This is a genomic window from Chitinophaga niabensis, from assembly GCF_900129465.1.
Taxonomy (GTDB): domain Bacteria; phylum Bacteroidota; class Bacteroidia; order Chitinophagales; family Chitinophagaceae; genus Chitinophaga; species Chitinophaga niabensis.
Genome location: NZ_FSRA01000002.1, coordinates 2,730,988 through 2,742,896 on the forward strand (window position 1 = coordinate 2,730,988; position 11,909 = coordinate 2,742,896).

General features: G+C 44.6%; 8 protein-coding genes. 2 read left to right on the plus strand and 6 right to left on the minus strand.

The features are described 5' to 3' along the window. Positions 1-9: 9 nt before the first annotated feature. Positions 10-1,632, plus strand: coding sequence for a RagB/SusD family nutrient uptake outer membrane protein (locus BUR42_RS28490; RefSeq protein WP_074242918.1), 1,623 nt, complete (start codon positions 10-12; stop codon positions 1,630-1,632). Between the two features lie 180 nt (positions 1,633-1,812). Further along, entirely contained in the window at positions 1,813-2,466 is a 654-nt protein-coding gene (locus BUR42_RS28495; protein ID WP_074242919.1) for a hypothetical protein, read from the plus strand. Between the two features lie 186 nt (positions 2,467-2,652). Here the strand turns inward: BUR42_RS28495 and BUR42_RS28500 are convergent, their stop codons facing one another. The 6 genes from BUR42_RS28500 to BUR42_RS28525 form a co-directional block, all read right to left on the minus strand. Next, the gene (locus tag BUR42_RS28500; RefSeq protein WP_074242920.1) at positions 2,653-3,765 is read right to left on the minus strand and encodes a TlpA disulfide reductase family protein; all 1,113 of its coding nucleotides are present in this window, start codon (positions 3,763-3,765) and stop codon (positions 2,653-2,655) included. Between the two features lie 10 nt (positions 3,766-3,775). Beyond that, positions 3,776-4,912 carry a TlpA disulfide reductase family protein gene (locus tag BUR42_RS28505; RefSeq protein WP_084185872.1) on the minus strand — a complete coding sequence of 379 codons (1,137 nt, stop codon included), beginning with the start codon at positions 4,910-4,912 and terminating at the stop codon, positions 3,776-3,778. Further along, positions 4,909-6,366, minus strand: coding sequence for a RagB/SusD family nutrient uptake outer membrane protein (locus BUR42_RS28510; protein WP_084185873.1), 1,458 nt, complete (start codon positions 6,364-6,366; stop codon positions 4,909-4,911). Before BUR42_RS28510 ends, BUR42_RS28505 begins: the two co-directional genes overlap by 4 nt. Positions 6,367-6,383: 17 nt before the next feature. Then, positions 6,384-9,884: a SusC/RagA family TonB-linked outer membrane protein gene (locus tag BUR42_RS28515; RefSeq protein WP_074242922.1), complete on the minus strand. Its 3,501-nt coding sequence runs from the start codon at positions 9,882-9,884 to the stop codon at positions 6,384-6,386. Positions 9,885-10,014: 130 nt separating this feature from the next. Further along, a complete protein-coding gene (locus tag BUR42_RS28520; protein ID WP_074242923.1) occupies positions 10,015-11,190 on the minus strand; it encodes a FecR family protein in 1,176 nt (391 codons plus the stop codon). A gap of 62 nt (positions 11,191-11,252) precedes the next feature. Continuing rightward, the gene (locus BUR42_RS28525; RefSeq protein ID WP_074242924.1) at positions 11,253-11,816 is read right to left on the minus strand and encodes an RNA polymerase sigma-70 factor; all 564 of its coding nucleotides are present in this window, start codon (positions 11,814-11,816) and stop codon (positions 11,253-11,255) included. Positions 11,817-11,909 lie beyond the last annotated feature (93 nt).

The window sequence follows — 11,909 nt, forward strand, 5'->3', positions numbered from 1 at the left end:
TAATTTTTTATGAAAAAAACATGGTTACTGTGCCTGTTACTGCTGATCAGTGTTACTTCCTGCGATAAAGATTTTCTTACCAGGGACAACCCAAGCGATACAGTAGACGAAAAATTCTGGCAAACGGATCAACAACTCATCGCGGTAATGCAATTCCTTGCGGGGCAGCTCCCTACCGGTGGCTTTCAATATGGGCCTAACAGCCGGATCTCGATCAGTGCGTTAACGGATGATGCCGTATGGACGGCCAACTTTTTGCCTGAGATCAACCAGTTTGCACTGGGCAATGGCAACTCCAATCCACCATCTTCTGCTTACATGCTGATATTCCCATTTTGGCGGGACGGCTTCCTGAAGATACGCACCTGCAACAGGTTCCTCAAATATGCGGGTAAGGCTTATGTAGATCCGGATAAACTTGCACAGTATATGTTGGAAGTAAGGGCGTACAGGGCATTATTTCACCTGGAACTGTTCATGTATTATGGAGAAATTCCTATCGTAAAAGACGATGTAGCGCCTGCCAATTCTTACCTGAAGAGAAATACCAGAGAGGAGATCATTAACTTTATTACCGCTGAACTTACAGAATGTGCTGCAGGCCTTCCATACAGTTATAGTGGCGACCTCCCTTACCGGGTTACAAAAGGAGCAGCCCTGTCTATTAAAACATTTGCCCTCCTGAACGCATTTAAATACCAGGAAGCAGCAGCAACAGCGAAGGAAGTGGTAGATCTTACTGATCCCGCAGGTGGAAAAATGTACGAATTGTACAAACCCGCGGCTACGGACAATTACCTGAACCTTTTCCTGTATAAAGGGGAATTTAATAGAGAAAGGATACTTTCCAACCAGTTGCAGCAGGGTGTTTATCTGCGGCTTGCACCTCCCAATGCAGCCGGTACTGCCAACGTGAATCCCACACAAAGTTTTGTGGACGAATATGAAACGAGGCAGGGTAAAACAATCTTCGAACTGGGGGCAGACAGTGTAGCAGCCTACAGAAAGGACCCCAATTTTAAAAATAACCGGGATCCCCGCATGGCTGCTACAATTGTTTATCCCGGCGCCACTTTTTATACAGTTGTGAATCCCTTTGCCCCTGCTCCTAATCCATGTGCGATCGGCGCTGTAAACTCATCACGTACCGGATATTTTGTGAGGAAGTACTGCGATGTGTCTATGGACAGAACTAGGCCATCCACCGGAACACTGGATTTTATGATCTTCCGTCTTGCAGACCTCATGCTGATGAGGGTGGAAGCATTGGTAGAAAGTGGTCAATGGAATCATCCTGATGTAATCGATTATCTTAACCAGATCCGTAATCGTTCCAATATGCCTAATGTGGATGCGGCTGTTTACAACAGTGAGGCAAAAATGCGTGAACTGTACAGGCGTGAAAGAAGAATAGAACTGGCCTTTGAAGGAAGCCGCTGGTTTGATATCAGAAGATGGAAAATAGCAGATAAAGTGATGGGTGTAACGGTAATGGGCGCTACTAATCCTGCTACGGGGCAAGCCGTGGTAGTGGAAACCCGCAAGTTTAACAAAGACCGTGATTATGTGTGGCCAATTCCTATCCAGGAAATACAGGGTAATAGTAATATAGTGCAGAATCCCGGATACTAGATTGAATTATTGACAGACCGGCTGCTTTCACCAGGCAGCCGGTTTTGATTTAGGTACTGTTCGTGTTGATGAAATAATATTTATATGTAGTTGGTTGAGATAGTAGTTTAACTGTTGTTGCCCCGGTAGATATTTTACTAATTGGGAAGTAAATACTACATTGTTTTATATTATATAAAAATGAAACCTTCTGTTAAGTTACACTCCTTTGCTATAGCCATTTCAACAGTTATTGTTTTCACAATTTGGGTACAGATAAATGAATTAGGCACAATCAACAATTATTTAAAAATAATTTTGGGTGGTCTTATTTCACTAGGTGTTTATAGAGCTATGGTATCCCTGATCATTACTGCTACAAAAAACTCAACTTGGTTCAAAAAGAAATTCCTTGGTAAATATTACATGGGGGGCACCTGGGTAGGTTTTTATATAGGTTTTTTAGGGAAGGAACGATTTATTATTGAACGCTTTGAACAAGGAATAGATGGTTTGGTGATCAGGGGTAAATCATTTGATGAATTGTCTAAGTACCATGCTGCCTGGTTTTCCACTTCTGTAAATATAGATGTTGAAAAGGGGCGGATAATGTACATGTATGAGTGTCTGCCAATAAATGCACAAACTAATAATGATGGAATAGCCTCTTTTGGATTTATACGTGATGATGAAGATACCGCACCCACGCAAATATCCGGCTTTTCTGCCGATATGCATTTGGGGAAAAGGGTGAGAGCATTTGAGATCAAAGTTTCAGATAGATGTGATTATAAAGAAGATGAGGCTTTAAAACGGGCGAAAGAAGTGTTTCTCGAAAAGAAAGATCTCTTTTAGCAGAGATATTGCATTGTTTCTTAAAAACTGAACCTTATGTGTAGTCTTGACCATTTTGAAAAGATTACATCAATTGTACAGCCTGCAGTTACAGCTTTAATCTATTATAATTGCCGGATGGCATATGGCAGTAAAAACAATTGCCTTCAGGAAAGACAGGAGGCAATTGTTTTTACTAGGCTTTAATCATTTCAATACTTCTTCCAGTTTCTTTTCCAGTTCTTCTCCTCTCAGGTTCTTTGCGAGTATCACGCCATCAGGTCCCAGCAGGTAATTCGCCGGGATAGACCGGATATCATACTGTCGTGAAACAGCATTATCCCACCAGTTCAGATCGGATACATGGGTCCAGGCAAGCCCGTCATCATGAATGGCTTTCAGCCATTTCTCCTTTGCACCGGGTTGATCAAGAGATACGCTAAGAATGGTGAAGTTCTTATCCTTATAGGCATTGAAAGCTTTTACAACGGCAGGGTTTTCCTGGCGGCAGGGTACGCACCAGCTTGCCCAAAAGTCTATCAGCAGGTATTTCCCTTTGAAATCTTTTAAGGAAACGGGTCTGCCAAGGGTATCATTCTGCGTGAAATCAGGGGCCGGTTTGCCGATAGCGGTTGCCTTGGCTGCATCAATGCTATGCTGCATTTTTTTACCCAGTGCATTCTTTCTGGCTGCAGGTTTTAAAGTGTTGAGCTGCTGTTGTAATGCGCTCATATCTTTTTCCCGCAGATAGAAGGAGAGGACCATGGCACTTACAGGAGAGGCCGGATGGTTTTTCACCCAGTCTTTGTACCAGATATTTTTGATGGAATCTACGCGGCCGTATTTTGCTTCTAATGCTTTTAGTTTAATAGTATCCTTTACTCTGTAAGCCTCGTTCATTTCTTTACCCAGTGCACTGGCTTCAATAAAAGCCGGTTCGGTCTTAGTGGCTTTATTAAGGCTGTTCAGATCGCTGGCGTAACTGCTGCCGCTGTATACGGCATCCGTTAATAATGGGCCTTTAGCGGTAACTTTTAAGCTGCCTGGTTCCAGGTAGAAGAAAGTAAGATATCCCGTTGCATTCCTGTCTTTTCCGATCCTGAGCAGGTACATATCCCCTTCTTCCAGGTTAAGGCTGAAACGGAAATTGCCGGCACCTGCAATTACGGAATCTGGTTTTCCGGAAGAGCTCATCTTTGAAAGATAAACGAACGTGCCTTCTTTCAGATCAGGAAGATTACCTTCCAATGTAGTGTTGGATTGTGCAAACAAGGTTGTGCCTGATAATAGCAACGCTATTGATAGCCATGTGTTTTTCATATTACATAATTTATTGACCGAATACTGCTTTTAGTTTTTTGTCCATTTCCGCTTCATCTTTTTCATCCCCCTCATAACGCGCAATCACTTTGCCTTGTGGATCGATCAGTATTTTTGTAGGAAGTGAATAGATGCCATATTTCTTAGAAATATCTCTTTCATTATAGATGCCGGCTCTTAACTTATCCATATCCAGGCCGCGCAGAACATGTTTCCACATACTGATCCCATCTTGTTCTACTGCTTTTTTCCAGGCATCTGGTTTCCTGTCGTCGTCAGAAACGCCGATGATCTCAAGACCTTTATCCTTATATGCAGCATAGAGTTTCTTTAAGTGAGGGTTCCCTTTCCGGCAGGGTAAACACCAGCTTGCCCAGAAATCTATCAGCACATATTTTCCTCTGTAGTCGGAGAGCTTTAGCGGCTGGTCATTGATATCAGGTGCTGAAAAATCGGCCGCTACAGTGCCTTCCACACCCAGTTTCCTTCTTTCCAGTTCTTCATTGATGGTTTTACCGGCGGTTGCTTTTACGTTTTCGGGAAACTGCTTATAATAAGCCGTTAGTTTTTCCGTGCTGATGGAATGGAGATACCCTCTGAGTAAATGAGCGCTCAGGAAAGAAGTTGGGTGTTTGTCGATATAAGCAAAATCGATCTTCTCCATTGCTGCGTAATATGGCTTCAGCCCGCTCTTTGCTTCCTGGAACTTAAAGTTGTCTATCTTGTTCACAGAATCCAGCATTTTGAAAAAAGGTTCCCATTCTTTCTGGATAGGGGCTTTCAGCTTCTTTAATTCATCCATATCTGCCTGGGTGGCGGAGCCTTTGATCCGGCTATTGTTAACTTCATTCTCTTTCACCTCTGCAGTAAGTGTACCTGGTTCCAGGAAGAAAGAATAAAGATTGGGATCTTCACTGCGCCAGGTAACAGGATTACGGTAGAGATAGGCATTTGTTGGACCATTGATTATTCCCTTAAAGGTGAACCCGCCATTTTTAATAACAGTACTATCCAACACATTATTATAACGGAGATAAATATAAGGTGTTGCAGCGCCGGAGAATTTTCCGGACAGGGTGAAATCCTGGGCCATACATGTACTATACATACATCCTGTTAACCCAATGATAGCAAGAGCTTTTCTCATTGTTCGTTCTGTTTAAGATTAGGATTACCGATAATTTCATCTGATGGCAGACGTAATAATATTTTAGGGTTTGTTGCCTGGATGGTCATTGGGCCTGAGCTGTTGGAGGTATAGTTACGTACCATGGGTAGACCATTACGGAAGTAGTCATAGCCCACATGGCCTTCAAAAGCCAATTCAAGCCGCCGTTGTTTTACTATTTCACTAAAGAGTGCTTCGCCGGTGATACCTGTAGTATCACCAATGCCCGCACGGGAACGGATGGCATTCAGACTAATGATGGCTGTATTATTATCACCTGCTTTTACCGCCGCTTCTGCTTTATTCAGGTACATTTCTGCCAGGCGAAGATATCTTGCAGGAGAAGGGCTGTACAATGATACATAGCCCATCATATATTTTATACTGGCCAATGAGTCATTGGGATTACCCGGTGTTACATTCTTAACATAGAATTTGCTGCGCAGGTCCTGTGTTCTTAGCTGACCCAGCAGATCAGGAGAAGGACGGTAAAGCCCTCCGGAATAATTGATCTGCGAAGGCATGGCGTACAGATTACTGATCAATCCATTTTTATACTGCGTGTTCACAGCAAAAATATCTTCCTTATTACCCGGGTTATCTGTGTTGTAATAACTGGTATACGCAGTTCCCTGTAATAAAGCATATCCGCCATTGAGGATAACAGAATCTGCATATTCCTTTGCCTTGGCATTGGCTGCATTATCCGGTTGGGTAAAGGTGCCGCCCATATACAGATATACCCTTGAGAGTAAAGCATAGGCCGGGTACTTTCCTGCGAAGCTGTTGGTCCGGGGCTGCGTCAGGAGCGGAATCGCGGCCAGCAGGTCTTTTGTAACCTGCTCATACACTTCTTTTACCGTAGCCCTCGGCGGTGCAAATCCAAGCCCGTTATTGTCTGTGATGATCAGCATTACACCAGGGCTTGTTGCAGCATCCTGGTAATAGGGTTTCCCATACAGGCGGACCAGGTTGAAGTACACATATGCCCGCAGGAAAAGGGCTTCTCCTTTTGCCTGTAAGATCTCAGGATTGGTTTCTCCATCTTTTACATTTGCCAGGATCTTGTTGATCAGGAGGATGATATTGTAACTTCCCCGCCAGTAGTCGTAAGAATAGGAGAGATCTTTCTCGGCTGAATTGAGGTAGTTGAAGGCGTCTGTATTTTTGTTGATTCCTGCATCAAGGGCTTTGATGGTATTGCCGTGTGCCTCGGAAAGATAAAGCTGCAGGTCGTTGTAGTTGAAAGAACTGGCAACGGCGCTGCCGGCTACGGATGCATACACCCCCCATACTGCTTTTGTGAAACCGGTGGGTGAGGAGAACTGCTGGTCCTCATACGTTACGTTATGCGGGCGTAATTTATCCAGCTCTTTGTTGCAGGCAAACATTCCTGTCAACAGCGTCAGTCCTAGTATATTTATAAGTTTCATCTTCGCTTTTTTAATGATTAGAATGCTACATTAACACCTGCCAGGAAACGCCTGGGGTTGGCAAAACCTGTTCCTACACCACCGTAGGAAGTACTGGTATTGAGTACGGCGCCTTCAGGATCTGCTCCCACAAAATCTTTATGTTTGATCACCGCCAGGTTATCACCACTTACGTAAGCAGTGACATTCTGCAGTTTCCATCGTTGTGTAAGGGCACGTGGCAGATCGTAGGATAATCTTATGTTACGCAACCTGGCATGACTGGCATTTCCCCATAGACGGGAAGAACGGTAAGTAAGTGCAGACCATGCATTGGCGTTGGTACTGAACACATCCGGATAGTTAGCTTCTGTATCACCTGGGCCCTGCCATACATGCTGGTTATCGCCGAATAATACATTGTTCCTGCCCAGCCTTGGTGCGCTGGGAGACTGGAAGTTACTTACAAGGGACATCATCACATAGTTCCCGTACTGGAACCACCATTCCATGCTCAGGGTGAAATTCATATACTTGAAAGTATTGGTGATACCGCCAAAGAATTTCGGAGTAGCAGAACCTACCACCTGCCAGTTGGCCAGGTTAGTGGTATTGCCGATGCCTTCCACATTGGTTACTTTGCCGGAAGCGTCTACATTCTGATGTATCATATTCCCATTAGCCGGATTGATGCCTACAAATTTGATGGCTTTGATCACATTGATATCTTCACCGATCTTGCGGTAATAGGAACCGGAATAGCTATCCCTTAATGAATCCTGGTAAAGTGCGGAGATGTGGTTCTTGTTGAAGCTGATGTTGAAGTTGGTGTACCAGTTAAATTTCCTGCTTTTCACCGTATGGGTATTGAGCATGATCTCCAGCCCTTCATTGATGATCTCTCCAATGTTCTGATATTGACTGAGGGAACCCTGGGCGGATGTTAGTGTTACATTCTGCAACAGACCGGCGCTTCTTTTATGGTATGCATCAACCGTGAGCTCGATCCTGTTCCATACACCCAGATCCAGGCCTACATTGCTGTTATACATGGTTTCCCAGGAAATACCTGGATTAGCCAATTGTGAGATGGTAGAGCCAACATTGGTTTGTGTACCATATCTTAATCCATCTGTATAGAAAGTGGTATTCAGATAACCATCTCCCAGATCACGACCGGAAGTTCCATATACTGCGCGTAATTTCAGGTTATTGATCACGCTGTTCCCTGCCAGGAATGCTTCGTTGGATAACAACCATCCACCGCTGACAGAATAGAACGTACCATATCGTTTATCCCTTCCGAAATTCGTTGTGGCATCTGTACGGATGGCAACGGAAGCGTAATAACGCTGATCATAATTATAGTCAGCCTGTCCGAAAGTGGAAAATGTAGCACGTTCCTGGTAACTACCGGCAGGTGCGTAGGGAGCCGTAGTAGGGGTAATGTAAGCAAGATATACTGCTGTGCCATATCCTTTGGCAGCACCCATATTCCTTTCGCCCGGTAACAGGTTGTACATATCCGTAGTCATTACTTCGGTTGTACGTTTCCCCCATTCCTGACCTACGAGTGCGAATACGGAATGTTTGCCGAAGGATTTGCGGAAGTTCAGCGTATTGGAAGTAAGATAGTCGGTGTACTTCGTGTCTCTGATGGATAAAGTACCGTTAGGGATCACCAGGCTCGCCGCTGTGAACAGGTAAGGATATCCGCCATATTTGCCGGAATAGGAACGAGGGTCGAAATAGGAGTTGAAGGAAGTGCCCATATAGTTCAGCGAGTTTGAACTCTGGATATACAGCCAGGGGAAGATATCATACCTCAACCGAAGTGAGCCCAGGTGATTTTGCACATTGGTAATGGCCGTATTGTCATATTGCGTTTCCGCCAGGAAGTTCTGCGTCCAGGTGGTGTAGGCAGGGCCGTAGTTGTTGGATTGTTTAACGGGAAGGCTATCCGCCAGTTTACCATTTGCGCCGTAGGGGTTCTGGAAAGGCTGGATCATATATAATTCCGGAACACCATTGCGCTTCACTGTTTTGTCCAGGATGGAACTGATGCCAATGCTGGCAGTAAACTTGTCCGAAAGCGTCTGGTCGATGTTCAGGCGAATGCTTTTTCTGTCGAAGGTATTATCATACAATGCGCCGTTTTCTTTATACCAGGCTACACTGCCATAGAACTTCGTTTTATCTGAACCGCTGCTGATGCTCAGCTCTGTGTTGCGGAAATTACCGTTACTGTAGATGGCGTCTTCCCAATTGAAGTTATTATTACGGTCTGCATCTGAATAAGTTCTGCGCTGGTTGATGAAGTCTGCTACGTTAGGGAAGGTTGCCTGGATAGATGGTGTTTGCTCCCAGTAACGTTGCATTTGCTTATCCATAAAGGAGATTAGCTCGGTGGTGTTCATGAAGCGGATATCACGTACCGGTTGCACACTACCATATTGCATGGCCAGGTTCACACCGAGTTTCCCTCTTTTGCCTCGTTTGGTGGTTACAACAATTACACCCTGAGCGGCACGGGAACCATAAATAGCCGTAGAGGATGCGTCTTTAAGTATGGAGATATCTTCCACGTCGGCGGGATTCACGGCATCCTGTAATGATTGATAGTTGGTGATCACACCATCTACAACATACAGTGGGCCATAATAACTATTGGTGGCAGTGGCCATGGAGGATTGGCCGCGTTCTATTACCTGTCCTTTAGCACCGGCTTCGCCGGTTGTTTCCGTAATGTATAAGCCGGTAGTTTTACCTTTCAGCATAGATAATGCATTCGGCGTGCTAACGCTGCTTCTTAACTGATCACCTGTAACTTTCTGAACGGAGCCGGTGAGTTCTTTGGCACTTTTGGCGGTATAACCCGTGATCACCAGTTCGTCCAGCTTCGCGGGAACTATTTCCAGTACTACGTTGTAACGGCCACCGGCTTTCACGGTGATGTTTTTTGACTGGTAACCAATAAAGCTGAATTCCAGGTTGGTGTTATCAGCTACGTTAATCTTGTAATCACCATTCTGATCGGTGTTAACGATCTTTGTTACGCTGGTGGCTTTGTATGCAGTTCTTACAGTAACACCTTCCAGCGGCTGATCTTTTTCATCTGTAACGCGGCCTGTAACTTCAGTTACCCGGGTAGGTGTGGTTGTAGTTACATTTCCTCTATCGCTGATATAACGTTCCCTGTTGATCACAACTATATATTTCTCATCTCTTATATAGTACCGGAGTTCCTGGTTCATGAAGCAATAATCAAGTGCCACTCTCAGTGGTACTTTTTCAACCGTAATGTCTACTGTTTTTGCATTGTCCAGTTGTGTTTTTCCATAGATAAAGGTGAGGCTGGTCTGTTTTTCTATCTCTTTAAAAACTTTAGCAAGCGGTTCATTGTGAAGCTTCAATGTAACCACTTGCGCATGGCCGGCTAACCCGGAAAAAACAAGCAGTAGTAACAGGCCTAATTTTTTGACTTTGGTTGGCAGGCATAAGGTACCTTGCTTCGTTTGGCACCAAGCAGTTAAAATCATACAATTGATTTTGGGTGATTAAAAATTGATATCCCGATCCGGTTTTTCTAAATAACTGATCTGCTCCCGTTAAAGGAAGTCTAATGTCTAATGTTTATAAATGGTTGATCTTTGCCTGATAGTTTATTTATCAGGATGTGACTATTATTCTTTTCCCCTCGATTTTAAAATGTACAAGACCGGTCAGTTCCAGCAATTCCAATACTTTTGATACCGGAACATTCCTTGGAATAGTGCCGTTGAAATATTCTTTTACAGGATTACCTTCGTATACGATCTCTATGTCATACCAGCGGGAAAGCTGTTTCATCACGGTTTCAATTTCCGCATCATTAAATTTGAACACACCTTCTTTCCAGGCCGTTACAGCAGCTATATCTGCGTTCTTTACCAGTTTCAGGGTATTATCATTTTGGCCGGCCAGGCTCTGCTGACCTGGTTGCAATACATTGGCTATTTCCTTATTCTTTACCAGCACAGCGCCTTCCACAAGGGTAGTGGCAATGTTCTTTTCATCGCTGTAGGCATTGACATTGAATTGTGTGCCTAATACCCTTACTTCCACACCATTGTTCAGCATCACATAAAACGGCATGGTGGCGTTTTTCGCTACATCAAAATAACCTTCCCCTTTCAGTTCCACTTTCCTGTCCTTTCCTGTGAAAGCAGTGGGATAGCGGAGGGAGCTACCGGCATTAAGCCAAACGCTGGTGCCATCCGGTAAAGTGATCCGGTATTGTCCGCCAAGCGGTGTGGTCAGTGTATTATATTGGATCTCTTCACCCGGCAGCCCGTTTTTATTATAAGCCAGTTCTCCATCTGCTGATTTGATCACCTGCGAACCTCCCTGTTGTGCAAGGGAGCCTTGCTGAGCATCTTCCAGGCTGATGGTGCTGCCATCACTCAAAGTCAGCATGGCTTTATTTCCTCCTGGTTGCACATCATCCTTATACCGTTTAACGGTTATCCGTTTTTCAGCAGGTGGAATTAAAAGAAAATATCCTCCTATGCCCAGCATTAACAGTACTGCGGCTGCAGCCGCGATCCGGGTAAATGACAGCCGCCTGATATTATCGCTATCACTGGAAACCTCTTTCACATTACGGATCAAACGCTGCATATCAGCCATGTCAACTTCCGCCGGAGCAACTTCCGCAGACAGACCTGTCAGGACCTGCCGGATGGTATCGTTGTTCCGGTCATCCTTCAGATAAAAGGATAACTCTTCTGCATCGGCTTCCGCCAGGTTACCCTTATAATAACGGGTAAGCAGGTCGGAAAGCCTTTCCTGTTGCTGTATGCTCATAGTAGTGGAATAATTGCGCTGTACATATATAACTATCGAACCGGTCTATCGTACTAGTCCGGTTAAAAAAAAATTGTGGTAGTGCGCCGGATAAAGACGCGGATGGACTGAATAGCCTTTACCAGGTGGTTTTTAACGGTATTGGGAGAGAGTTTCAGTCTTTCAGCTATTTCCGGATTGCTCAACCCTTCCTGGCGGCTGAGTTGGTAAATGAGTTGTTGCTGGGGTGGGAGGCGTTGAACCGCCTCGTGGATCAGCAGGCCGCTTTCTTTCCAGTTGAGCCTTTCTTCTGCATCCAATGTGCTCTCTGCCTGGCTGAGTTGTATTAGTTTCAGGAGTTTGCCTTCCAGGGCCGCTCTTTTAATATAGGTAAGGGAAAGATTGGAAGCGATGGTGAATAACCAGGAGCTGAGATTATAAATACGCTCATGCTCATGGCGATGTTGCCAGAGGCGCAGGAATACTTCCTGAACTATTTCTTCGGCTGCGTATTTTGTTTTTGTTATGTTAATAACAAATGGGAGCAGCCGGGGGTAATAATGATGAACGATCTTTTCGAAAGCTCTCTCATCTGCCCGTGCCACACTGGCCAGCAGCTCCCTTTCATTGTTTATCTTTTCGCTCATTCTCCCTCCGGCAGTTGGATTGGTTGATTTTAGACTAAAAGTAGTAAAAAGATCAATTAGTTATGCCTGCCGGAGGGATAGGAACATTGCTTT